The sequence below is a fragment of the Pseudomonas gingeri genome (assembly GCF_013385635.1).
Classification (GTDB): Bacteria; Pseudomonadota; Gammaproteobacteria; order Pseudomonadales; family Pseudomonadaceae; genus Aquipseudomonas; species Aquipseudomonas gingeri_A.
Genome location: NZ_JACAPR010000009.1, coordinates 33,657 through 57,027 on the forward strand (window position 1 = coordinate 33,657; position 23,371 = coordinate 57,027).

The window sequence follows — 23,371 nt, forward strand, 5'->3', positions numbered from 1 at the left end:
CTTGCCCCTGTCAAAAGGTGTAGTCCGCGGTCACGAAGAACGAGCGTGGCTGCCCCATGATCCATTGTTGGCCGCTATTGTATTGGCTTTGCGCGTACTGGCGGTCGAACAGATTATTCAGTTGCAGACCCAGGGTGGTGTTGCGCAAGGCTTTCCACGACACGTTGGCATCGACCACGGTGTAGCTCGGCAATTCGGCGGTGTTGGCGAGGTCGGCATAGCGCGCGTCGACATAACGCACGCCGGCGCCGGCTTTCACCTCATCGGTGATCGCCTTGCTCAGCCAGAGGTTGGCGGTACGCCGAGGCACATCGGTAGGCCGGTTGCCTTTGTAGGAGACGACCGTGCCGCCGGCCGACTGGTCGAAGTCATCGTATCGCGCCCGGACAACCGAGGCGTTGGCCTGCAATTGCCAGTCATGGGCCAGTTTCAGGTCGAGGCTGGCTTCCAGGCCGTCGGACGACTGCTGGCCCACCTGCAACTGGTTCTGCGAGTTGCTCGGGTCGGTGGTCAGCAGCTTCTTCTTGACGATGTGATAGGCCGCCAGGGTCCACTCGCCGCGCTGGTCCCAGAACATCTGCTTGAGGCCCACTTCCGACTGCCTGGCCGTGGACAGGTCAAAGTTCTGCGCGTTCGGCCCCAGGGTCACCAGGCCGTCGACGCCTTCGGTGCTGGTGGCGTACTGGCCATAGAGCGAGGTGTCTTCGCTCAGGGCGAACACCAGGCCGACTTTCCAGTTGTTGCCGGTCAGGCTCTTGTCGCTGCGGGTGTCGGTGATCTGGTTGTCATTTTCGATGTGCACATAGTCGCGGCGTACACCGGTGACCAACGACCAGCGTTCGCTGAGTTGGGTGCGGTTTTCGGCGAACAGCGAGAACTGCCGGGTGGTCGTGGCGAACTGCGGCTGGTAGGCATCGGCACTTTCGAACTGGCCGGGTTGCGGGTGGTTCAGGTCCAGTGGCGGGCTGCCGGGCAGGTCATCGAAGCCGGCGTTGCTGTTGAGCTTGAAGCGGATACGGTTGATGTCCAGGCCGGTCAGCGTCTGGCTGTCGAGCCCGAACAGGCTGTGCTTGAAGGTGAAGGTCTGGCGGTCGCCGGTCTGCTCCTCCTCGTGCTTGATGCCGATATAGCTGGCGCGCGACAGGGTCTGCGTCGCCGGGTCGAAGTTGTAGTTCTCGGCGTTCTGCCAGCGGCGCTGGGCCTTGAGGTAATACAGTTCGTTGCTGGAACTGATGGCGTCGGAGATCTGCCAGTCGGTGCGCAGGCGGGTCCATTGGTCGTTGTAGTGCAGCTTGTCGTTGCTGACGTTGTAGTTCTTGTACCGCAGGCTTTTCTGGTAGCTGCCGTTGATCAGCGGCGAGCCGAAGTAATCCGTGGGTTGCTGGTCGCCATAGTCGGTGGACAGGGTGAATACCAGGTCATCGTTGGCCTGCCAGCGCAGGGCGCCGCTGAAGAAGTTGCTGCTCGACTCGCCCCGGTCGACCCAGCCGTTGCTGGCCAGGCGGTTGATATTGACGCGATAGCTCAGGTTGTCGGTCAGCGAACCGCCGCTGTCCAGGGCCTGCTGCTGGCTATCGTAGGAGCCGTAGCCGAGGCGTACATGGTTTTCGATTTCGCCCGAGAACGGCTTTTTCGGGATAGTGTTGATCACCGCTCCGGTGGCGCCTTCGCCGTAAAGGACTGACGCCGGGCCGCGCAGGACATCGACGCGCTCGACCGACCAGGCATCCACCGGGAAGGTCACCGTGCCAGCGCCTGCATACAGGCGGGTGCCGTCATACAACTGCATTACCGAGTTCTGTCCGGTGAAGCCGCGGGCCTGCAACGAGGTGCCGCCATCGCCGGGCGTGCCGGTACGGCTCAGGCCGGTGCTGCGCGACACCGCGTCCTGCACGGTGCTGTCGCCGCGTTCGCGAATACGTTCCCCGGTGAGGCTTTCCGTGCTGGCGGGTGTCTCAAGCGCCGTCAGGCCCAGCCGTGAACCGGCCGTGGTCGGCGTTTTCAGATCGACCTCGTCGCTATCGACGGCAGGCGCGGTAATGGTGCCGGTGGGCAGGGTCAGCGTGGTATCCGCCTGGGCATGGTTGAACGCCAGCAGGCAGAGGCCGGACACAAGGTACTTGTTCATCGGGGCTGTAAGTCGCTTATCTTCAGAGGGACCCGCAGCGGATGGCTGCGGGTCGGGTATCTCGCGATATTGTTATACTATAACAATATGGGTTTGCAAGACGATGCTTCCGAAAGTTTATAGAGCCCTCTATTTCGCGCATCTCAACGCTTTCAGGATGAAGGTGAGGCCGATTCATGTTGGCGGTTCAGGCGCGACAGCAATAGTTTGTCGAACACCCAGACCACGATCAGCGAGGCGCCCACCAGCGGGAACAGGATCGCCAGGGCGAGCATGATCAGCATCGCGCTTTTCCATTTCGGCAGATCGTGTCGCAGCGGCGGAACGCCGAGGCCGCCTTGCGGGCGACGCTTCCACCACATGACCACGCCACTGATGGAACTCAGCAGGATCATCAGGCAGACCAGCAGGATCGCCAGTTGGTTGAGCGGCCCGAAGAGTTTGCCTTCGTGCAGCATCACCCCCATCTCCGTGGCCCGGGCGACATTGCCGTACTGCTGCCAGCGCACGTCGGCGAGGACCGTGCCGGTGTACTGGTCGACATGCAGGGTGGCGTCGTTACGCGGGTCGTCGGCGAACACGGCAATGGTGAACACGCCTTCGGCGGTGCTCGGCGGGGTAATGCTGTAGCCGGGTTCGATACGGCGCGCCCGAGCGATCTCGACCACCTGTTGCAGGGTGATGGTCGGCGCGGCCGGCCCGGCGGGAGCCGCGCCGTGGTTCATATGCTCGGCGTGATCACCGGACATCGGCATCGGCGTGTTTTCCATCGCCCAGGGTACGGTCTGGCGGGCGGCGGTATTCAGGCTGCGGGCTTCGATGTCGGACTTGGGCACGCTGTTCCACATCGCGTCCGGGAACTTGTTCCAGACCTCGGCATATTGCTTGCCCCAGAAACCGGTCCAGGTCATGCCACTGAGCAGCATGAACAGTAGCAGCGCCGCGCCCCAGAAGCCGGTGACCGCATGCAGGTCGCGCCACAGCAACCGGCCACGGCTGCTCAGGCGCGGCCAGAGCACACCGGCCGCAGAGCGGTTGCGCGGCCACCAGAGATAGACCCCGGACACCACCAGCATCACGCCCCAGCCGGCGGCCAGTTCCACCAGGCGGTCGCCGATCGTACCGATCATCAACTCGCCATGCAGGGCACGGGCGATGGCTTGCAGGTTGCGCTTGGCGTCCTGGTCGCCGAGCACATTGCCGCGATAGGGATCGATGAACACATTGAGTTCCCGGGCGTCCTGGATCACCACGAACTGTGCACTGTGCCCGGCGTCGACCGGTGGCAGGTACTGCTTGATCCGGCCCTGTGGGTAGGCGGCCTGGACCCGTTGCGATTGTTCATCGGCACTGATCAGTTGATGACCGGGCTCGACCTTCAGCAGATTGCCGTACATCAGCGGATCGAGCTGGGGCTTGAACAGGTAGATGATCCCGGTCAGGGCCAACAGGATCATGAACGGGGCGACGAACAGCCCGGCGTAGAAATGCCAGCGCCAGGCGAGGTTGTAGAAGGAAATCTTTGGTTGGCTCATCAGAAGCGCTCCGCAAGTTTTTAATTATTGGCATTGGTCCCTGTAGGAGCCGGCTTGCCGGCGATAAGGCCCGCGAGCCGTGTGGCGCCTGTCCGGCCGCCATCGCCGGCAAGCCGGCTCCTACAGGCTGAGGCAGTTGTCTCTAGAAACTCATGTCCACCTTGCTCCAGAAGGTCCGGCCCGGTTCGTTGATGGCTCGCGGGTCATTGGCCGGGTAGCCGAACCCGGCGTTGCCCGCCAGGTTCAGGTGTTCGGCGTAGGCTTTATTGAACAGGTTGTCGACGCCGGCACTGAGCTTCAGGTGCTGGTTGACCCGGTATGCGCCGTTGAGGGAGAACACGCTGAAGCCGGCACTTTTCGAGAAATCCTTGCCGACCACGTTGCCCTTGTCCTGGTCGATGCGGTTCTGCGCCGCGACCACTCGCCACAAGGCTCCGGCACTCCAGTCATCCTGGCTGTAGGTCAGGCCGATGCGACTGTCCAGCGGCGGCATCTGTGGCAGGGCCTTGCCGTCGCTGGTGTTCTTGCCCCACGCATAGGCCAGGGTCGCGTCGGCCTTCCAGTTCGAGGTCAGCTGGTAAGCCGCCCCGAGTTCACCCCCCATGATCCGCGCATCGACGTTCTGCGCCTGTGAGGTCATGCCCATCATGCCGGGCTGGTAGTTGAACAGGATGAAGTCACGTACCTGGCCGACGTAGCCCGAGGCCCAGGCTTCCAGCTCGGCGGTCTTGTATTGCAGGCCGAAGTCCAGTTGCGTGGTCTTCTCCGGCTTGATCGCGGCAAAGGCATTGACCGAACCGCTGGGGCCGCTATCGGGCGAGAACAGCTCCCAGTAGTCCGGGAAACGCTCCGCGTGGCCGAGTCCGGCATAGAGTGTCGTCGGGCTGTCGGCGAGGTCGTGTTCATAACGCATGAAACCGCTGGGCAGGGTATCGGCGCGAGTGTCGCCGGCCGTCGGGTTCGGCCGGGTGCCCATGCCGGAACCGCTGGTCTGGCGCAAGTCCCTGGCTGAAGCCCGGTCCAGGCGAGCCCCGCTGATCAGGCGGTCACGCTCGGCGGCGTACCAGGTCAGTTCGCCGAAAACCCCGTAGTTGTGGAACTCGGCGTCCTTGGTCCGTGGCAGTGCCTTGTAGGTGTCGATCCCCATGCTGCTGCGTTCGCGGTGCTCGTTGGTCTGGGCATCGACACCGCCGATCAACTGCCAGTCGGCCCAGAGCCAGGTGGCCTTGAGCCGCGCACCGAGAGTCCGGCGATCGACATTGGAAGCCATGGGCCCGGCCATCATCCCGGTGCCGGAGGGTTGCCGCAGGCTGTAGTTGTCCATCACATGATCGGCGTAGTTGTAGTAGACCTGGGCCTCGAGCTTGTCGAGCACCCCGCCGAGGTTCGACTTCTCGAAGCGCAGGCCGAGGCTTTCGCGCTTGAACTGCGAACCGTCCATGCCCCGTCCGGCGTAACGGGCTTCACCGTCGCCCTTGCCGGCGGTGAGCTCCAGCAGGGTGTCGGCGTCCGGGGTCCAGCCGAGTGCGACATCGCCGTTCCACTTGTCGTAGCGCGAGGGCACGGTGTCGTTGTGACCCTCCCTGTAGTCGTCGGAATGGGCCTGGTTGCCGATCACCCGGACGTAGCCGAGGGGCCCGCCGGCCGCGGCATCCAGAACTTTGTCGAAGCGGCCGTTGGAGCCCGCGAGGACACTGGCATTGACTCGTGTGCCGAGTTCGCCGAACTGCTCCGGCTCGCGGTCGAAGAGGATGGTCCCGGCGGAGGCGCCCGGACCCCAGAGTACGGTTTGCGGGCCCTTGATCACGGTCAGCTTGTCGTAGGTTTCCGGCGAGATATAGGAGGTGGGCGCGTCCATCCGCCCGGGGCAGGCGCCGAGCATCATGCCGCCGTTGCTGAGGATATTCAGGCGTGAGCCGAACATTCCGCGCAGCACCGGGTCGCCGTTGGTGCCGCCATTGCGCACCAGGGCGAAGCCGGGAATGGTCTTGAGATAGTCGCCGCCGTCGCTGGCCGGTACGGGCTGGCGCGGGTCCTTGGGGTTGGTGACGATCGTCAGTGGCGAGCTGGGGGCGACCCCGGTAATCACCGTTGGACTGATTTCCCGGGGCGGGTGTTCGTGATCGTCGGGCATCTCGGCGGCGAACACACCCGGCGCCAGGAGTGCTCCGCACACGAGCACGCCGGCCTGGCGCAAACGGCCGCGAGGTTCGTTCAGTACAAAAGGGGGTGTCGCCCGGGCAGCGCGCAGGCGAGTTTTTGCAGTGGACATAAGCGTTCCATCATTCAAGCGAATACAACACGGCCACCGCGCTACGGCTGTTTCTTACAGCGCAGGCTGGCCGGGTGAGAGGTTGGTCCTGGCTTGAAGGACGGTGGGCGGGGCGCGGCTACGGGCGCCTGGGAAGGTGGTCTGCCGGGCATGGCCCAGGCGCGGAAGGGGGATGGGCAGGGAGGTCGGTCGAGGTCCGTCGAGGGCGGCGAAGCTCAGGCTCTGGGGCAGGGCCGGGCAACTGAACAGCAGGCTGCAGTAACCGCATTTTTCCCAGAGCGCATGATGCTCGGCACCGTTCTGCTGATGCTCGCCAGCGTCCTGCCCTGCTTGCGCGGTGTCATGCCCCGGCATGTCCATGGGCATTGCCATGTCCATCGTCATCGACATGGCGTGATGATCCATCGGCATCGCCTGGGAAATCAGCGGACCGATAAAGATCATCAACATGGCGAACAGGCTCAACCAGCTGCCACGGGCCTGGGCACGGGAGTGGTTGGACCTGGGACGGGACGCGCGCATGGCGTTCAACCGATCGGGTGGTTATTGAGCGTGCATAGGTGACATGTCGGAAGCAGCGTCGGGGGCCTGCTTCTGTACCGAGACTTCGACCGTGACGTCGCCGGCCTTTTCGAAATGCAGAGTCAACGGGAAGTGCTTGCCGTCCCGGAGCGGGCTGCGGTCCTTGAGGTCGAGCAACATCACATGGTAGGCCATGGGGGCGAACCTCACCTCGCCCTTGGCCGGCACGTCGACGCCCGGTACCTGTTGCATCTTCATCAGGTCGCCCTGCATCACGTGTTCATGCAGTTCGGCCTTTTCGGCGATGGGGGTGTCGACGCCCGTCAGGCGGTCAGCCGTCGGGCCCTGGTTATGGATGATGAAATAGGCGGCCACGGTAGGGGCGTTGGGCGGCAGTTCCTGGGACCACGGATGGTTGATCTGCAACTGACCGACGCTGAATTCATGGGCATCGGCAAAACCGACGGGCAGCAGCAACGCGGCCAGGAGCAGGGCATTCTTGAGCATGGGTGTTCTCCATAACGATTCGAAACGCAAAAGGGGACGAGTGCGAATCAGACGTCTGGAGAGGCGCGGGGATTGAGTGAGGGCCACTGCTGGCGAGGTGTCGGGGAGTCGACAGGGGGCATGAAATGGCCGGGACTGCTTTGCGGCCCGGCGACTGCCAACTGGGGGATATGCCCGGGTAATGCCACCAGCGGTGCGGAGCCGGAGCAGCACCAGCAGTGCTGCATCGTCGAGTGATCGTCGTTCGGCGGCGTGTTCTGCTCCAGCTTGCCGATGGCGATGGCGACGAGCTTGGTGCCGCTGGCCGAGCAGAAACTGCCCCAGAGCAGTTGTTCGGAAGCGGAGCGATCCGGTGATGACGCCATGACCCCGGAAATCGGCATGGCGAGCAGATTGAACAGCACTGCGCAGCAGGCGATCCAGGTAGCTACTGCGAGCCGTTGTCGGGACATGGAAGGGTTCCGTCAGATGTTTCAAAACGATGGGTTATTTAGCCTGAACGTCCTTCATAAGTAAAAGCAGGCGCTGCGGTGAAAGGTCGCAAGGCCTTACAGGACGTGTCCTGTGAATGCTTACGGGGAAGCGTAGCAGTCCCTGGCGTGATGGCTGGACGCAAAGGGTTTCGCGGGCGAACTGATGACTCGTCTTATTGAAGGGCAATTGCCAACGCCGCAAGTGTTTCCCCAAGCGTGCGGAACTCGCGTGTCGCGTCCGGCAGTACGGGGCGCTTGAGGATCAGTACCGGTAGCGAGCGTTCGCGGGCCACTTGCAGCTTGGGTTCGGTCGCGCTGCTGCCGCTGTTCTTGCTGATCAGCACATCGATGGCGCGACGCTCGAACAGCGCTCGCTCATCCTCCAGATGGAACGGGCCGCGGGCGCCGATCACTTCGCAGCGCGGGTTGCCGGGATACTCGTCGAGTGCCCGCAGGGTCCAGAACTGTCCGGCGGGGATTTCATCCAGGTGCTGCAGCGGCTCGCGACCAAGGGTGAACAGCGGTCGCTTGAACGGTTCCAGGGCGTCGACCAGTTCGGCCCAGTCCGCGACTTCCCGCCAGTCGTCCCCCGGCTCGGCCACCCAGGCCGGGCGACGCAATGCCCAGCAGGCAATGCCGCTGATAGCTGCCGCGGCGACCGCATTGCGGCTGATCTGTGCGGCATAGGGATGGGTGGCGTCCAGCAACAGATCGATGCCTGCTTCGTGGATAAAACGCGCCAGTCCCTCGGCCCCGCCATAACCGCCGACCCGCACCTGGCAGCGCAGGTCGCCGGGCACCCGGCCGACTCCCGCCAGGCTGTAGATATGTTCCGGCCCCAGCGTACGGGCAATCGCCAGGGCTTCGGTCACGCCACCCAGCAGCAATATCTTCATTGGAAAGTTCCCGCATGGCCAACGACACCACCCTGGCGATCGATGGCGAAGACTTCGACCTGTACCTGTGCCGGCACCACGCTGCGGGCAAAATCCAGCGCGTGCTGGCAGACCGCGTCGCCGAGGGCGATTCCCGCCGCGCTGGCCATGGCGAGCGCCTGCTGGCTGGTATTGGCCTGGCGGATGGCGGCCTGCAAGGTGTCGTCGGCACCTACCGCCGCGGCCCATTCGGCGAGTTGCGGCAGGTCGATGCTCGAATGCCGGCTGTGCAGGTCCATGTGTCCGGCCGCCAGCTTGCTGATCTTGCCGAAGCCGCCGCACAGGCTCAATTTATCCACAGGCACTTTGCGCACGTGCTTGAGCACGGCGCCGACGAAGTCGCCCATTTCGATCAGGGCGATCTCCGGCAGGTTGTACACGCGGCGCATGGTGTCTTCGCTGGCGTTGCCGGTGCAGGCGGCGATATGCAGGTAGCCGTTGGTCTTGGCGACGTCGATACCCTGGTGGATCGAGGCGATGTAGGCCGCGCAGGAGAACGGCCGGACAATGCCGCTGGTGCCGAGGATCGACAGCCCGCCGAGAATGCCCAGGCGCGGGTTCATGGTCTTCAGGGCCAGTGCCTCGCCGCCCTCGACATTGACAGTCACCGAGAACCCGCCGGCATAAGCGTGCTCGGTCGCCAGTTGCAGCAGATGGTCGCTGATCATCTTGCGCGGCACCGGGTTGATCGCCGGTTCGCCCACCGGTAGTACCAGGCCGGGGCGCGTCACGGTGCCGACGCCGGTGCCCGCGTGAAACCGCACGCCGGGCTCGGCGATCAGGCGCACCCGCGAATACAGCAGGGCACCGTGGGTGACATCCGGATCGTCGCCGGCATCCTTGAGGGTCCCGGCTTCGGCGCCGTCTTCGTGCAGGCGGCAGAACTCCAGGCGCATCTCGACCTGCTTGCCCTTGGGCAGGATGATTTGCACGGCATCGTGGCGGATACCGGTCAGCAGCAGCCGCGCCGCCGCCAGCGAGGTGGCGGTGGCACAGCTGCCGGTGGTCAGGCCGCTGCGCAGGGGCGCGGGTTGTTCGGCGGTTTCGTCACGCATCAGGGATCACCTGTCGCTGCTGACTGGCGGACGTCATCGCTGGCAAGCCAGCTCCCACAAGGGATCTTTGTTTGTCCATGCGGCTCAAGGCTTGACCGCATCGAGCAGGGTGATCGGCAGCGCCTGGCGCCAGGTATCGAAGTCGCCCAGGGGTTGGGCCTGGGCGATATGGATACGGGTCAGTTCGCCGCCATGGGTTTGCCGCCAGTTCATCAGGAGCATTTCGCTTTGCAGGGTCACGGCATTGGCCACCAGGCGTCCACCGGGCTTGAGCCGGGCCCAGCAGGTGTCCAGCACGCCGGGGCGGGTCACGCCGCCGCCGATAAAGATCGCGTCCGGTGGCTCCAGCTCCGCCAGGGCCTCGGGAGCGCTGCCGCGCGCCAGGCGCAGGCCGGGTACGCCGAGGGCATCGCGGTTGTGTTCGATCAGTTGCTGGCGACCCTCGTCCGTCTCGATGGCAATGGCCCGGCAACTCGGGTGGGTGCGCATCCATTCGATGCCGATGGAGCCGCTGCCGGCGCCGACATCCCACAGCAGTTCGCCTGGCACCGGGGCGAGGCGGGCCAGGGTGATGGCGCGGACGTCGCGCTTGGTCAACTGGCCGTCGTGGCGGAAAGCCGAGTCCGGCAGCCCGCCGATCCGCGACAGGCGCGGCGTCGTCGGGTCGGCCAGGCAGTCGATGGCAACCAGGTTGAGCTTGGCGATGGAGGGTTCCTGCCAGGTGTCGGCCACTCCGTCGACACGCCGTTCCAGTGGACCGCCAAGGTGTTCCAGCACGCTGATACGGCTCGGCCCGAAACCCCGCTCGCGGAGCAGGGCGACGATCGCGGCGGGACTTTGCCCGTCATTGCTCAGGACCAGCAGGCGCACGCCCGAGTGCAGCTGTGCAGTCAGGGCCGCGACCGGCCGCGCCACCACCGACAGGCACACCACGTCCTGCAGGGCCCAGCCCAGGCGGGCGGCGGCCAGTGAATAGGCAGAGGGAGCGGGCAGCACCCGCATTTCCTCGCCGCTCACCTGGCGCGACAGGCTGGCACCGACGCCGAACAGCATCGGGTCACCGCTCGCCAGCACGCAGACCGGTGTGCCACGCAGGGCCAGCACCGGGTCGAGGGAAAACGGACTTGGCCAGGCCTGGCGTTCGGCCCGGATGCATACCGGCAGCAGGTCGAGCTGCCGTTGCCCGCCGAATATCCGCGAAGCGCCCAGCAGTGCGCGCCGGGCATTTTTACCCAGGCCACTGAAGCCGTCTTCACCGATTCCCACTACTGTCAGCCAAGGCGTCATCTAAAATCCTCAAAACGCAGCTGTTCCGACGGGCAGTCTTTTCATGCCTTCGGACAAAGCAGGCATAATACCGCGCCTTCGACGGCGAAACGCCTTTCCCTTACTGTCGGTTGCCCCTTGAACGAACACCCGCTTGCCAATGCCATCCGCCCCTCGGCCTGTCCGGGGTTGTTGCGCATCGTCCCGGCACTGGATGGCGGTATCTGTCGGATCAAGCTGGCCGGGGGCGTTATCAGCGCCGTTCAGGCCCAGGCGGTTGCCGAGGCCGCCGGACGTTACGCCGGTGGGGTGATCGAGGCGACCAATCGGGCCAACTTGCAGATTCGCGGGATCGGCGAGCAGCATGCGGACTTGATCGCCACCCTGCTGGCGGCCGGTCTCGGGCCCGACGCCGAGGCAACGGATACCGCGCAAGCTGTGGGAGCCGGGCTTGCCCGCGAAGCTTCTGGCGGTCTTGAGGGCCTATTCGCGGGCAAGCCCGCTCCCACAGGAGTGCCGATCTCCACAGGGGGGCGGATTTCCACTCTGGCGCAGACTTCCGGCGCTGATGATGTGCGCAACCTGATGCTCAGCCCGAGTGCCGGTATCGACGCGCAGATGCTGATCGATACGCGCCCCCTCGCCGCGCAGATCCTCGCCACGCTGCAGGGCCACATGCGCTTGCATGAATTGTCAGCCAAGTTCGCGCTGCAACTCGACGGCGGTGAAGCCCTGGCGATGCTCGAACATCCCCATGACCTATGGCTGTCGGCGCTGTTGATCGAGGACCGGCCGTACCTGGCATTCGGTCTCGCCGGTTGCCCGGCCCATGACACCGCTTTGGCCGCAGTGCCTCTGGAGCACGGTCACGGGTTGGTGGTGGCGGTGCTGGAACTGTTCCTCGACCTGGCCCGGCCGGAGCAGACGCGCATGCGCCATTTGCTGGCCGAGGTGCCGGTCGAGTCGTTCCTGGCGCAGTTGTCCGCGCGGCTCGATGTTGCGCTGACGCCCGTCCCGCACTGGCAACGATCCGGCGCCACGGGCCTGCGGCATATCGGTACTTATCCACAGCGGCAGCCGGACCTGGTGCATATCGGCGCGGTGTTCCCCTTGGGACGCCTCGATGCGGCCATGCTCGACGGTGTGGCTCGGGTGGCGCTGCAGCAGGGCGATGGCAGCCTGCGCCTGACGCCCTGGCAAAGCCTGCTGCTACCCAATATCCGCCGGCAGGACGCGGCGCGCGTCAGCGCCCGGCTGCACCAACTCGGCCTGCTCTGCGACGCCGGGCAGGCGCTGGCGCGGATCATCGCCTGCACCGGGGCCGGCGGCTGCGCCAAGGGCCTGGCCGACACCAAGGCCGATGCCCGGCTGCTGGCGACTTTACTGCCGGGACGGGCCCAGGGCGTGCACCTGTCCGGTTGTGGCCGCTCCTGTGCCGCGGCCCATGTGGCGCCGAGCACGCTGCTGGCGGTTTCGCCCGGCCATTACGACCTCTATTTACGCGATGCGGCCCAGCCCGGCTTCGGCCTGCTGCACGCGCGCAACCTTACTATTGATGCGGCGGGCGCGTTGCTCGAAGCCCGCTCACGGAGCAGTACCGATGATTGATTACATCCGCGATGGTCAGGAGATCTATCGCAATTCCTTCGCGATCATTCGCGCGGAAGCGAACCTGGCGCGTATTCCCGCCGACCTCGAAAAACTCGCCGTGCGAGTCATCCACGCCTGCGGCATGGTCGATGCCATCGACGGCCTGCAGTTTTCGCCGGGTGCCGGCAAGGCCGGACGCGATGCCCTGGCCGCTGGCGCGCCGATTCTGTGTGACGCGCGGATGGTCTCCGAAGGCATCACTCGTGCACGCCTGCCGGCGAACAACCCGGTGATCTGCACCCTGCGTGACGAGCGAGTGCCTGAGCTGGCGCGGGAGCAGGGCAACACCCGTTCGGCGGTGGCCCTGGAACTATGGCGGCCGCATCTGGAAGGCAGCGTGGTGGTGATCGGCAATGCCCCGACCGCTCTGTTCTACCTGTTGGAAATGCTTGATGCGGGTGCGCCGAAGCCGGCACTGATCCTCGGTTTCCCGGTGGGCTTCGTCGGTGCCGCCGAATCCAAGGCGATGCTTGCCGCCGACAGCCGGGGCGTGCCGTTCGTGATCATGCAAGGCCGCCTGGGCGGCAGCGCCATGGCCGCCGCCGCCGTCAATGCCCTCGCCACGGAGGTCGAATGATGCAGCAGCCTGGACGTCTGATCGGCCTCGGCGTGGGGCCGGGTGATCCGGAACTGATCACCGTGAAGGCGCTGCGTCTGCTGCGCGAATCCCCCGTGGTGGCGTACTTCGTGGCCAAGGGCAAGAAGGGCAATGCCTTCGGCATCATCGAAGCGCACCTGCAGCAGGCCCAGACCCTGTTGCCGCTGGTCTACCCGGTGACCACCGAAGCCTTGCCCGCACCGCTGTCCTATGAACAGGTGATCAGCGACTTCTACGACGAGGCCGGCCTGGAAGTGGCCGCGCACCTGGATGCCGGCCGCGATGTGGCGGTGATCTGCGAAGGTGATCCGTTCTTCTACGGTTCCTACATGTACCTGCACGACCGCCTGGCCGAGCGCTATGACGCCGAGGTGATTCCCGGGGTGTGCTCGATGCTCGGTGGCGCTTCGGTGCTCGGTGTGCCGCTGGTGTACCGCAACCAGAGTCTGTCGGTGCTGTCCGGCGTGCTGCCCCATGACGAACTCAAACGGCGCCTGGCCGATGCCGATGCGGCGGTGATCATGAAACTGGGACGCAACTTCCACAAGGTGCGCCAGGTCCTCGAAGAGCTGGGCCTGGCCGGCCGCGCGCTGTATGTGGAGCGGGCGACCATGGTCAACCAGAAGATCGTCGCGCTCGATGAGGTCGAGCCGATGTCCTCGCCATACTTCTCGCTGATCATCGTGCCCGGCGAACGGTGGCAGGGATGAGTCGCCCGCAACCGGCCATTGTCATCCTCGGCAATGGCAGTCTCGCGACGGCCCGCAGGCTGCAACAGATCTATCCGGATGCGCTGGTCTACGGCCTGGCGGAGCGGGTCGACGGCGCGGACCGGCTGTATCACGAGTTTGGCGCGACGCTGCGTCAGCTCTACCAGCAGGACACGCCGATCATTGCCTTGTGCGCCGCCGGTATCGTGATCCGTACGCTGGCCCCGGTGCTCCTGGAAAAAGGCGCCGAACCGCCGGTGCTGGCCGTGGCCGAGGACGGTAGCGCGGTGGTACCGCTGCTGGGCGGGTTGGGCGGGGTGAATGTCATGGCCCGGGAAATGGCGGCGGGCCTGGGCGTCGCGGCGGCCATCACCACCAGCGGCGAGTTGCGTTTCGGTACCTGCCTACTGAATCCACCCAGTGGTTACGCGTTGGGCGACCTGGAACTGGGCAAGCGTTTTGTCTCGGACTTGCTGGCCGGCGAAAACGTGCGCATCGAAGGGGCGGCCCCCTGGCTGGCGCAGGCGCATTTACCGGAAGACCGGCAGGCGCGCCTGTCGATTCATGTCGGCAGCGCCGAGCGTGCGCCGGTGGCCAACGAGTTGCTGATCTATCCGCGCAGTGTCCTGGTGGCGGTCACGGCCGCCGTGCCGGAGTTGGCCGGAGCGGTGCGTGACGCCTTGCACGGGGCGAATATCGCCTGGCAGTCGCTGGCCTGCCTGGTGGCGGCTGACAGCGAGATGGCCAGCCCCACTCTGCGCAGCGCGGCTGCGGAGCTTGGCGTGCCATTGCGCTTTGTCGCCTCGGCCGGTTCCGTGGCGCAAATGGCACAACAGGCGATCCCGCAGTTGCTGCCGCCGATCTGTGCCGGCGAAGACCTGGCGATCGCGGTCGCCAGCCAGCCGCTGGAACCTGAACATATCGGCCGTCCCCGTGGGCGCCTGGCGGTGATCGGCCTCGGCCCCGGCGCTGCCGAGCTGATGGTGCCGGCGGTGAAAGCCGAACTGGCCCGAGCCAACGATGTGCTGGGTTATGAAACCTACGTGCGCATGGCCGGCCCGTTTCGTGCCGACCAGGTGCTGCACTGCACCGACAACCGCGAGGAAATGCAACGCGCCCGGCATGCCTTCGAGCTGGCGGCCCAGGGCCGTTCGGTGGTGGTGGTGTCGTCCGGCGATCCGGGCGTGTTCGCCATGGCGGCGGCGGTGCTTGAAGCCTTGCACGAATCCACTGATCCGAACTGGCACAGCGTCGATCTGGAAATCCTCCCCGGCGTTTCCGCTTCCCTCGCCACGGCGGCCCAGGCCGGTGCGCCCCTGGGGCACGACTTCTGCGTGATGTCGCTGTCGGACAACCTCAAGCCGTGGAGCATCATCGAGAAGCGCCTCGACCTTGCGGCCCAGGCCGACCTGGCCCTGGCGTTCTACAACCCGATCTCGCGTTCCCGTCCCTGGCAGTTGGGGCGTGCGCTGGAAATCGTTGCCCAACACCGCACGGCGCAGACTCCGGTGGTACTGGGACGGGATATCGGCCGGCCGGGACAGACCCTGCGGGTGACCACCCTGGGTGAGCTGACGCCGGAGCAGGTGGACATGCGCACCCTGGTCATCATCGGTTCGTCAACGACCTGCGTATTCCCGCGTGCCGAAGGGGGCGAGTGGGTCTACACACCACGCTGGTATGGTGAAAAACCTGGTTCCTGAGGCGCTGAGGCCTCGGAAAGGACGGTATCTATAATTCTCTATAATGGGCTATAAAGCGGCTTCTCTATAATCATCTATAATTGACTATAATCATCTATAATTGACTATAAAGGAGCCTGCCATGTCCTCCCATCAACCGTTTTTCCACCGTGAAAAACAAGCGCAGGCCTACACCAGAAATATCCTCAGCACGGCTATCGGTAGCGCTGCCAGCTCCGGTCTGTTTTTTGCCGCGCCTCGCCGCACCGGCAAGTCCACCTTCATGCGTGAAGACTTGCGCCCGGCGCTGGAAGCGGCCGGGACGCTGGTGGTGTACGCCGACCTCTGGGAAAACATGTCGGCCGATCCGGGCACCGTCATCCTCAGTGCCATTCGCGGCGAGCTGGCAAAAAATGAAGGGGTTATCCAGCGTTTGGCCAAAGGGGCCGGAATGGACAAGCTCAAGGTTGGAGGGCTGTCGTTCGATCTTGATCGCATCGGCCTGGGCAAGGATATTTCCTTGAGCGCCGCATTGGCCGCACTCTCGGATGAGACGCGCAAGATGATCGTTCTGATTATCGATGAAGCCCAGCATGCGATCACCACCGAGGCCGGCGTGGCGACGATGTTTGCCCTCAAGGCTGCCCGCGACGAGCTCAACAGCAGCCGGCATTTTGGCTTGCGCGTGGTCTGTACCGGATCCAACAGTGACAAGCTGGCGATGCTGCGCAACAGCAAGGATCAGGCCTTCTTTGGCGCTCCCCTGATCAATTTTCCACCCTTGGGTGCCGATTACATCCAATGGTTCTGTGCCAATGTGGCGTTGCCCTTCGCACTTGCGCCCGAGGCGGTTCTCGAGTTGTTCAGGCAGGCTTCAAGCCGTCCTGAGGTGCTTGCGGCGGCGGCAGGGGTTTTACAGTACGAATTCGACCTGACCGATGAGACCGGACCTGCGCGCTTTGCCGAGGAAGTGCTCATTCAGGCACGGGGCATGAACCAGGAGTTGATGCGTGTGGTGCACAGTCTCACCCCCATTCAATCCGCGGTGCTGCGGGTGATGGCGGCTGCGGGAGCGGACTATGCTCCTTTCGAGAGCCAGACCGTGGCGCTTTACGGTGTTGCGCTACGGGCTGCCGGTATCACGCCTGATGTGGCGAAAGCCGATATCCCCGGGGTACAGCAGGCGCTCGTGGCCCTGCAGGAGAAGAAGCTGGTGTGGCGGGCGGCACGAGGTGTCTACGCTGTCGAGGAGCAAAGCGTCGTCGCCGCATTGGACGGCGAAGGATTGCTCCGGGGACTCAAGGGCGACCGCATCGAACCCTGATTTCACGGCACCAGATAGCCGCGCACCCCGGTAAAGATGATCTGCGCCGCCAGGGCACAGACGAACAGCCCCATCAGGCGACTGACGATCTGCAGGCCCTGGTCGCCGAGGATCCGTTCGATCCGGTTCGACAGGTACAGCACCACGCCGACGGTAAAGCTCGCCAGGGCGATACTGACAATCGCGGTGAGCTTGTCGTCCCAATGGGGTTGGCTCACGCCCATGACCAGCAGGGCGCCGATGGTGCCGGGGCCGACGGTCAACGGTATGGTCAGCGGGACGATGGTCACGTCCTGCTGCACGTTGTCGGTCTGTACGGCCGACTTGCCCTGGGCCATGCCCAGCGCCGAGATGAACAGCACGCTCCCCGCGCCAATGCGGAAGGCATCCACGGTGATGCCGAACACGCTGAAGATCACTCTGCCGAACAGATACAACAGCACGCTGGAGACCAGGGTGGCGAGCGCCACTTTCCAGGCCAGGCGACGGCGCTCCTTGCTGGAGTAGCCACGGGTCAGGCTGATAAAGCAGGACAGGACGAAGAACGGGCTGTAGAGCACCAGCATCTTCAGGTAAACGCTGAACAACACGTGGAGCATGGCTTGAGCTCGAACGGAGGAGGGCGCACGCAGTCTATCAGGCGCTGCGCGGTCTGTCGGCTCAGGAGGTGGTGGGTGCCTGGACTTGCTGGCTGTCGCGCTGGGCGACCCAGTGTTCCACCAGCTCGCGTAGCTGCGAGAGTTCCACGGGCTTGGCCATATGGCCGTCCATGCCGGCCTGGCGGGCCCGCTCCTTGTGCTCGCTGAGGATGTGCGCGGTCAGCGCCACCACCGGCGTGCGCACGCGCTGGTTGCCGACTTCCCAGGCCCGCAGTTGCTGGGTCGCGGAGAAGCCGTCGAGGATCGGCATCTCGCAGTCCATCAGCACCAGGTCGTAGCGCTGGGCTTTCATCGCGCGCAAGGCTTCTTCGCCGTTGCTGGCAGTGTCGGGCTGCAGGTTGAGCTTGCCCAGCATGCCACGAATCACCTTGGTGGAGATGCTGTTGTCTTCGGCCACGAGGATGCGGAAATCGCTCGGCACCGTGACGGGCGCCACGGCGGGCGTGCTCGGGGTGGGTACCGCGGCCGGGCCTTTGCTGCGTTGGGTCAGTTCGTCCGCCAGGGTGGTCTTGAGGGTGTAGCCGGCCACCGGCTTGGCGAGGATGCGCTTGATCCCGGCGTTGCGCGCGATGATCTTGCTCGGCGCGTTGCTGATGCCGGTGAGCATGATCAGCAGGATGTCGTGGTTGAGGCTCGGGTCTTCCTTGATCTTCGCCGCCAGTTGCATGCCGGTCATGCCAGGCATGTTCTGGTCGAGCAGGACCACGTCGAAGTAGTCACGCAGGTGCGCCTTGGTGCGCAACAGGGCCAGGGCCTCCTTGCCCGAAGGCACGGCGCTGACATTCAGGCCCCAGGCGCTGCATTGCTGCACCAGGACCTTGCGGCAGGTGTCGTTGTCGTCGACCACCAGGACCCGGGCACCCTTGAGCGGGCCGTCGAGGTCGGAGGTCGGGTGCTCCAGGTGCAGCGGGTCCAGCGGCAGTGTCAGCCACAGGGTACTGCCCTGGTTGGGGCTGTTCTTGATGCCGAACTCGCCGTGCATCAGCAGGATCAGTTGACGGGCGATCACCAGGCCCAGATGGCCGCCCAGGCGGGTCGCGGCCAGGAAGTTCTTGCTCTGCAACTCGGCGTGGAGCAGGGCGTCACGCTCTTCGTCATCCATCGGCATGCCGCTGTCCTGCACCGCAATGCGCAGGCGCGGCTGGCCGCTGCGTTCGTCGAGGGCGACAACGATGAGGATTTCGCCCTCGTCGGTCTTTTTCAGGGCGTTTTCCAGCAGGCTGAGCAGGGCCTGGCGCAGGCGCGTCGGGTCGCCGCTGATCACCCGCGGGACCTGCGGCTGGATAAAACTGATCAGTTCGACGTTCTGCTGTTCGGCCTTGGCGCGGAAAATACTCAGGCAGTCTTCGATCAGGGCATTGAGGTCGAATTGCACATCGTCGAGCTCGATCTGCCCGGACTCCAGCTTGGAGATGTCGAGAATCTCGTTGATCAGCGTCAGCAGTTCGTTGCCGGCGCTGTGGATGGTCTGCACGTAGTCACGCTGTTTGACCGACAGCGGGGTGCCCAGCAGCAGTTCGGTCATACCCAGCACGCCGTTCATCGGGGTGCGGATTTCGTGGCTGATCTTCGCCAGGAACTCGGCCTTGGCGGCGATTTCGGCATTGCTCGCGGCCAGGTCGCGGCTGACGCTGAACTGGTCTTCGGTGATGCTGCGGCGACGTTCGCCGAGGGCGATGCTCATCAACAGGCCGCTGATGCAGATGAAGATCAGCAGGGCGACGATCAGGCCTTGCGGCGGCACCAGGGTCAGGCCCAGGAGGGCGGGCAGGATGACCAGGGTGCCGATATTGAAGATGACCATCGCGACGACGAACAGTCGCGCCGGGCGATAGCCCTTCTGCCAGTGATAGGCGGCGACCAGCAGGATACTCAGGCTCGCCAGCCCGACCAGGCCGTAGGTCATCACGTTCAGCGGCAGGGTGTCGACGAACAGCAACAACAGCCCGCCCAGGCAGATCACCAGGATATCGCCCAGCAACAGCTTGTTCAGCGGGTGCGGGCCCAGGGGCGAGAAGAAGCTGTAGGTGAACATCAGGCCGCAGGGCGCGGTGAGCAACAGGGCCAGGTAAGCGCCGGGCGTCTGCGCGCCGTGCCAGTCGGGCAGCCACGGCCCGGCCAGGTTCAGCAGGAACAGGGCGCTGAGCAGCAGCAGGGCTTCACAGGAGGCCAGCCACAGGCTGCTGCGCGAGCGGGTGTAGGCGAAGCGGGTCAGGTTGTGCAGGATCAGCATCGACAGGCAGCCGAACAGCAGGCCGTAAAGTAGTGTCTGGCCCTGGTCGGCGGCGCTTGTCACCGCCGATTCGAGGGTGATATGCGGTCGCAGTTCGTGCTTCGAAACCAATCTGAGGTAGATATCGAGGGGGTTGGTGCTTTGTGTCAGGGGCAGCATGAAATCGCTGCTGGGCAACGGCCGTTCGGCTTTCGACAGGTCATTGCCGCTGCGGACCTGGTCGATCAGCGTGTCGCCGTCGAGGGTGTACAGGTCCAGGCGTGCGAGGTCAGGGGCGAAGACCCGCAGCAACTGTTCGTGTTTGCCCGGCTGCAGACGGAAGCGCAGCCACAGTGCGCCATCGGGCTCGGCAGCGGTCAGGCGGTCGAGTTCGACGGGGCTGAATTGGTTGATGTAACGCGAGGAGCGGATATCGCTGAGTTGCAGGTCGGCCTGATCGTCGAACAATATCGCCCAGCCACTGCCTTGCGAGGCGTGGGCGGCCGATGCGAGGCAAAGCAGGGTCAGCAGGCTGACGGTGAAACTTATGGCAATCCTGAGCCAGCGCACGGCGAAATCCCTTCGTAGGTTGATGCCTGAGTCATAACTATGCGCGGGGCGGGAATAATACGGCAAGGGCTTGACGCCCTTGCCTATCCGATCGGATAGCTTATTCCTGGCTTTCTGCGCGTTCGCGTGCAATTGCACGATAGCCGATATCGCTGCGGTAGAAGCAGCCTTCCCAATTGATTTTAGCTGCCAACCGGTAAGCCTGCTGTTGTGCCGCGTCGACACTGTTGCCCAGCGCCGTGGCGCAGAGCACCCGGCCACCGGAGGTCACGACCTGGCCATCCTTCAACGCGGTACCGGCGTGGAAGACCTTGCCTTCCAGACCAGCGGCCTCTTCCAGGCCGTTGATCGCTGCGCCCTTGGCGTAATCGCCCGGGTAACCGCCGGCGGCCAGGACGATGCCCAGGCTCGGACGCGGGTCCCACTGTGCTTCAACCTTGTCCAGGGCCTGGGCCAGCGCGGCCTCGACCAGCAGCACCAGGCTCGATTGCAGGCGCAGCATGACCGGTTGGGTTTCCGGATCGCCGAAGCGGCAGTTGAACTCGATGACTTTCGGATTGCCGGCCTTGTCGATCATCAGCCCGGCGTACAGGAAGCCGGTGTAGACGTTGCCTTCCTCGGCCATGCCGCGCACGGTCGGCCAGATCACCAGGTCCATGACGCGCTGGTGCACCTCGGCGGTGACCACCGGGGCCGGGGAGTAGGCGCCCATGCCGCCGGTGTTCGGGCCGCTGTCGCCGTCGCCGACGCGCTTGTGGTCCTGGCTGGTGGCCATGGGCAGGACGTTCTTGCCGTCGACCATGACAATGAAGCTGGCTTCTTCGCCATCGAGGAATTCTTCGATCACCACCCGCGAACCGGCTTCGCCGAAGGCGTTGCCGGCGAGCATGTCGCGGACGGCGTCTTCGGCTTCGCCCAGGGTCATGGCGACGATCACGCCTTTGCCGGCGGCCAGGCCATCGGCCTTGATCACGATCGGCGCGCCTTTCTCACGCAGATAGGCCAGGGCCGGCTCGATCTCGGTGAAGTTCTGGTAATCGGCGGTCGGGATCTTGTGGCGGGCCAGGAAGTCCTTGGTGAACGCCTTGGAACCTTCCAGCTGGGCGGCACCGGCAGTCGGGCCGAAGCAGTCCAGGCCGCGGGCACGGAACAGATCGACGACACCGGCCACCAGCGGCACTTCCGGGCCGACGATGGTCAGGGAGACGTTTTTCGCGGCGAAGTCGGCCAACTGCTCAAGGGCCAAGACGTCGATGGCGACGTTCTCGCACTTGGCTTCGATGGCGGTGCCGGCGTTGCCCGGGGCGACGAAGACTTTCTCGACGCGCGGGTCCTGTGCCACTTTCCAGGCCAGGGCGTGTTCACGGCCACCGCTGCCGATGATCAAAACATTCATTTCAAAAACCTCGATGACGCTGAATTCTATTGAAACCTAAAGCGCTTGACGCTGTAGGAGGTCGCAATGAAGTCGGTAGATGCAAGGCGGAGTCGGCCTCGATGAGCGGAGTTGCCTTTTGGCAATGAGCATCATCGAGGTTGGCTCCAACGCAGCAGATGCCGGCTTCAGTGCGGCCGTCGTCGTATTAGTGACGGAAGTGGCGCATGCCGGTGAATACCATCGCGATACCGGCTTCATCGGCAGCCGCGATCACTTCATTGTCACGCATCGAACCGCCCGGTTGGATCACCGCGGTGATACCGACCTTGGCCGCGTTGTCGAGGCCGTCGCGGAACGGGAAGAACGCGTCCGAGGCCATGACCGAACCCTGTACCTGCAGGCCAGCATGCTCGGCCTTGATTGCAGCAATGCGGGCGGAGTTGACGCGGCTCATCTGGCCGGCGCCGACACCGATGGTCTGGCGGTTCTTGGCGTAGACGATGGCGTTCGACTTGACGTACTTGGCGACCTTCCAGGCGAAGATCAGGTCGTGGATTTCCTGCTCGGTCGGTGCGCGCCGGGTCACGACCTTCAGGTCTTCGCTGCCGATCATGCCGATATCGCGGCTCTGTACCAGCAGGCCGCCGTTGACGCGCTTGTAGTCCCAGGCCGGGGCACGGTTGGTATCCCACTGGCCGCAGGCCAGCAGGCGCACGTTGGCCTTGGCGGCGACGATGGCGCGGGCTTCTGCACTGACGGACGGGGCGATGATCACCTCGACGAACTGACGCTCGACGATGGCCTTGGCGGTTTCGGCATCCAGTTCGCGGTTGAAGGCGATGATGCCGCCGAAGGCCGATTCGCTGTCGGTGGCGTAGGCCAGTTCGTAGGCCTGGCGGATACCGCCCTCGGCGTCCGGGCTCACGGCCACGCCGCACGGGTTGGCGTGCTTGACGATGACGCACGCAGGCTTGACGAAGCTCTTCACGCATTCCAGCGCGGCGTCGGTATCGGCCACGTTGTTGTACGACAGTTCCTTGCCTTGCAGCTGGGTCGCGGTGGCAATGCCGACTTCGGCCGGTCTGGCTTCCACGTAGAACGCCGCGCTCTGGTGCGGGTTCTCGCCGTAGCGCATTTCCTGGGCCTTGATGAACTGGCTGTTGAAAGTGCGCGGGAATTCGCTACGACCTTCGGTGCTCAGTACTTCGGCGGCCTGGTTCACGGTGCCCATGTAGTTGGCGATCATGCCGTCGTAGGCGGCGGTGTGTTCGAAGGCCTTGAGCATCAGGTCGAAACGCTGGGCGTAGGTCAGGCCGCCGGCCTTGAGGTTTTCCAGGACCTGGGCGTAGTCGCCGGCATTGACCACGATGGCGACGTCCTTGTGGTTCTTGGCCGCCGAGCGGACCATGGTCGGCCCGCCGATGTCGATGTTCTCGATGGCGGTCGGCAGGTCGCAGCCCGGCTTGCTGATGGTGGCTTCGAACGGGTAGAGGTTGACCGCGACCAGGTCGATCGGGCGGATGCCGTGCTCGCTCATGATGTCATCGTCGATGCCGCGACGGCCGAGGATGCCGCCGTGGATTTTCGGGTGCAGGGTCTTCACCCGGCCATCCATCATTTCCGCGAAGCCGGTGTAGTCCGCCACTTCCACGGCAGCGACGCCGTTGTCCCGCAGCAGCTTGAACGTGCCGCCGGTGGAGAGGATTTCCACGCCCAGGGCTTCCAGTTCACGAGCGAAATCGAGGATTCCGGTCTTGTCGGAAACGCTGATCAGGGCGCGGCGGATCGGCAGGCGGGTAGTCTGGTCGGTCATCTCAATGTCCATCAAAAAGCAAGGGAGTCAGCAAAAAAGGCGACCGGTTCTACGCGGGCGCCTTTCTGGTTTGATTGAATGC

Annotated in this window: 18 protein-coding genes; 5 read left to right on the forward strand and 13 right to left on the reverse strand. The window is 64.5% G+C overall.

Annotation, left to right across the window (positions count from 1 at the left end):
• Positions 1-10: 10 nt before the first annotated feature.
• The 9 genes from HX851_RS38295 to cbiE all read right to left on the reverse strand — a co-directional run bounded on the left by HX851_RS38295 (position 11) and on the right by cbiE (position 10,714).
• Complete coding sequence (locus tag HX851_RS38295) at positions 11-2,128, reverse strand: TonB-dependent receptor (protein WP_177064565.1); 2,118 nt, start codon at positions 2,126-2,128, stop codon at positions 11-13.
• A 152-nt stretch (positions 2,129-2,280) separates the two neighbouring features.
• Positions 2,281-3,663 (reverse strand): PepSY-associated TM helix domain-containing protein, encoded by a 1,383-nt coding sequence (locus HX851_RS38300; protein ID WP_177064567.1) that lies wholly within the window; start codon positions 3,661-3,663, stop codon positions 2,281-2,283.
• 142 nt (positions 3,664-3,805) lie between these two features.
• Positions 3,806-5,935 (reverse strand): TonB-dependent copper receptor, encoded by a 2,130-nt coding sequence (locus HX851_RS38305; protein ID WP_177064569.1) that lies wholly within the window; start codon positions 5,933-5,935, stop codon positions 3,806-3,808.
• A gap of 54 nt (positions 5,936-5,989) precedes the next feature.
• Positions 5,990-6,457, reverse strand: coding sequence for a DUF2946 domain-containing protein (locus HX851_RS38310; RefSeq protein ID WP_177064571.1), 468 nt, complete (start codon positions 6,455-6,457; stop codon positions 5,990-5,992).
• A gap of 21 nt (positions 6,458-6,478) precedes the next feature.
• Positions 6,479-6,964, reverse strand: a complete 486-nt coding sequence (locus HX851_RS38315) for a copper chaperone PCu(A)C (RefSeq protein WP_177064573.1) — start codon at positions 6,962-6,964, stop codon at positions 6,479-6,481.
• A 47-nt stretch (positions 6,965-7,011) separates the two neighbouring features.
• Positions 7,012-7,416: a DUF2946 domain-containing protein gene (locus tag HX851_RS38320; RefSeq protein ID WP_177064575.1), complete on the reverse strand. Its 405-nt coding sequence runs from the start codon at positions 7,414-7,416 to the stop codon at positions 7,012-7,014.
• Between the two features lie 194 nt (positions 7,417-7,610).
• On the reverse strand, positions 7,611-8,333 hold the full coding sequence (locus HX851_RS38325) for a cobalt-precorrin-6A reductase (RefSeq protein ID WP_177064577.1): 723 nt from the start codon (positions 8,331-8,333) through the stop codon (positions 7,611-7,613).
• A complete protein-coding gene (locus HX851_RS38330) occupies positions 8,330-9,427 on the reverse strand; it encodes a cobalt-precorrin-5B (C(1))-methyltransferase (RefSeq protein ID WP_177064579.1) in 1,098 nt (365 codons plus the stop codon). Before HX851_RS38330 ends, HX851_RS38325 begins: the two co-directional genes overlap by 4 nt.
• Before the next feature lie 84 nt (positions 9,428-9,511).
• Entirely contained in the window at positions 9,512-10,714 is a 1,203-nt protein-coding gene (gene cbiE / locus HX851_RS38335; RefSeq protein WP_177064581.1) for a precorrin-6y C5,15-methyltransferase (decarboxylating) subunit CbiE, read from the reverse strand.
• A 117-nt stretch (positions 10,715-10,831) separates the two neighbouring features.
• Here cbiE and cobG point away from each other — a divergent pair, with 117 nt between their 5' ends.
• The 5 genes from cobG (at position 10,832) to HX851_RS38360 (ending at position 16,657) form a co-directional block, all read left to right on the forward strand.
• Positions 10,832-12,301 carry a precorrin-3B synthase gene (gene cobG / locus HX851_RS38340; RefSeq protein WP_177064583.1) on the forward strand — a complete coding sequence of 490 codons (1,470 nt, stop codon included), beginning with the start codon at positions 10,832-10,834 and terminating at the stop codon, positions 12,299-12,301.
• Positions 12,294-12,920: a precorrin-8X methylmutase gene (locus tag HX851_RS38345; protein ID WP_177064585.1), complete on the forward strand. Its 627-nt coding sequence runs from the start codon at positions 12,294-12,296 to the stop codon at positions 12,918-12,920. The genes cobG and HX851_RS38345 overlap by 8 nt, the downstream gene beginning before the upstream one ends.
• On the forward strand, positions 12,917-13,651 hold the full coding sequence (locus tag HX851_RS38350; protein WP_177064587.1) for a precorrin-2 C(20)-methyltransferase: 735 nt from the start codon (positions 12,917-12,919) through the stop codon (positions 13,649-13,651). Before HX851_RS38345 ends, HX851_RS38350 begins: the two co-directional genes overlap by 4 nt.
• On the forward strand, positions 13,648-15,354 hold the full coding sequence (cobJ, locus tag HX851_RS38355; protein WP_177064589.1) for a precorrin-3B C(17)-methyltransferase: 1,707 nt from the start codon (positions 13,648-13,650) through the stop codon (positions 15,352-15,354). Before HX851_RS38350 ends, cobJ begins: the two co-directional genes overlap by 4 nt.
• Before the next feature lie 121 nt (positions 15,355-15,475).
• Positions 15,476-16,657 (forward strand): ATP-binding protein, encoded by a 1,182-nt coding sequence (locus HX851_RS38360; protein WP_177064591.1) that lies wholly within the window; start codon positions 15,476-15,478, stop codon positions 16,655-16,657.
• Between the two features lie 2 nt (positions 16,658-16,659).
• On the opposite strand, the gene tspR is transcribed toward HX851_RS38360, so the two are convergent.
• The 4 genes from tspR to purH form a co-directional block, all read right to left on the reverse strand.
• The gene (gene tspR, locus HX851_RS38365; protein ID WP_017125639.1) at positions 16,660-17,256 is read right to left on the reverse strand and encodes a MarC family protein; all 597 of its coding nucleotides are present in this window, start codon (positions 17,254-17,256) and stop codon (positions 16,660-16,662) included.
• 61 nt (positions 17,257-17,317) lie between these two features.
• Positions 17,318-20,098: a hybrid sensor histidine kinase/response regulator gene (locus HX851_RS38370; protein WP_177064593.1), complete on the reverse strand. Its 2,781-nt coding sequence runs from the start codon at positions 20,096-20,098 to the stop codon at positions 17,318-17,320.
• Between the two features lie 100 nt (positions 20,099-20,198).
• Positions 20,199-21,494: a phosphoribosylamine--glycine ligase gene (purD, locus tag HX851_RS38375; protein ID WP_177064595.1), complete on the reverse strand. Its 1,296-nt coding sequence runs from the start codon at positions 21,492-21,494 to the stop codon at positions 20,199-20,201.
• Positions 21,495-21,681: 187 nt separating this feature from the next.
• Positions 21,682-23,289 carry a bifunctional phosphoribosylaminoimidazolecarboxamide formyltransferase/IMP cyclohydrolase gene (gene purH / locus HX851_RS38380; protein ID WP_177064597.1) on the reverse strand — a complete coding sequence of 536 codons (1,608 nt, stop codon included), beginning with the start codon at positions 23,287-23,289 and terminating at the stop codon, positions 21,682-21,684.
• Positions 23,290-23,371: the final 82 nt, after the last annotated feature.

Excerpts from the sequence above, each read along its gene's own strand:
- HX851_RS38305 (WP_177064569.1), bottom strand. The coding sequence starts at position 5,935 with ATGTCCACTGCAAAAACTCGCCTGCGCGCTGCCCGGGCGACACCCCCT.
- purH (WP_177064597.1), bottom strand. The coding sequence starts at position 23,289 with ATGACCGACCAGACTACCCGCCTGCCGATCCGCCGCGCCCTGATCAGC.
- HX851_RS38295 (WP_177064565.1), bottom strand. The coding sequence starts at position 2,128 with ATGAACAAGTACCTTGTGTCCGGCCTCTGCCTGCTGGCGTTCAACCAT.
- HX851_RS38325 (WP_177064577.1), bottom strand. The coding sequence starts at position 8,333 with ATGAAGATATTGCTGCTGGGTGGCGTGACCGAAGCCCTGGCGATTGCC.
- HX851_RS38350 (WP_177064587.1), top strand. The coding sequence starts at position 12,917 with ATGATGCAGCAGCCTGGACGTCTGATCGGCCTCGGCGTGGGGCCGGGT.
- HX851_RS38330 (WP_177064579.1), bottom strand. The coding sequence starts at position 9,427 with ATGCGTGACGAAACCGCCGAACAACCCGCGCCCCTGCGCAGCGGCCTG.
- HX851_RS38320 (WP_177064575.1), bottom strand. The coding sequence starts at position 7,416 with ATGTCCCGACAACGGCTCGCAGTAGCTACCTGGATCGCCTGCTGCGCA.
- HX851_RS38315 (WP_177064573.1), bottom strand. The coding sequence starts at position 6,964 with ATGCTCAAGAATGCCCTGCTCCTGGCCGCGTTGCTGCTGCCCGTCGGT.
- HX851_RS38360 (WP_177064591.1), top strand. The coding sequence starts at position 15,476 with ATGTCCTCCCATCAACCGTTTTTCCACCGTGAAAAACAAGCGCAGGCC.
- HX851_RS38310 (WP_177064571.1), bottom strand. The coding sequence starts at position 6,457 with ATGCGCGCGTCCCGTCCCAGGTCCAACCACTCCCGTGCCCAGGCCCGT.
- HX851_RS38300 (WP_177064567.1), bottom strand. The coding sequence starts at position 3,663 with ATGAGCCAACCAAAGATTTCCTTCTACAACCTCGCCTGGCGCTGGCAT.
- purD (WP_177064595.1), bottom strand. The coding sequence starts at position 21,494 with ATGAATGTTTTGATCATCGGCAGCGGTGGCCGTGAACACGCCCTGGCC.
- cbiE (WP_177064581.1), bottom strand. The coding sequence starts at position 10,714 with ATGACGCCTTGGCTGACAGTAGTGGGAATCGGTGAAGACGGCTTCAGT.
- HX851_RS38345 (WP_177064585.1), top strand. The coding sequence starts at position 12,294 with ATGATTGATTACATCCGCGATGGTCAGGAGATCTATCGCAATTCCTTC.
- tspR (WP_017125639.1), bottom strand. The coding sequence starts at position 17,256 with ATGCTCCACGTGTTGTTCAGCGTTTACCTGAAGATGCTGGTGCTCTAC.
- cobJ (WP_177064589.1), top strand. The coding sequence starts at position 13,648 with ATGAGTCGCCCGCAACCGGCCATTGTCATCCTCGGCAATGGCAGTCTC.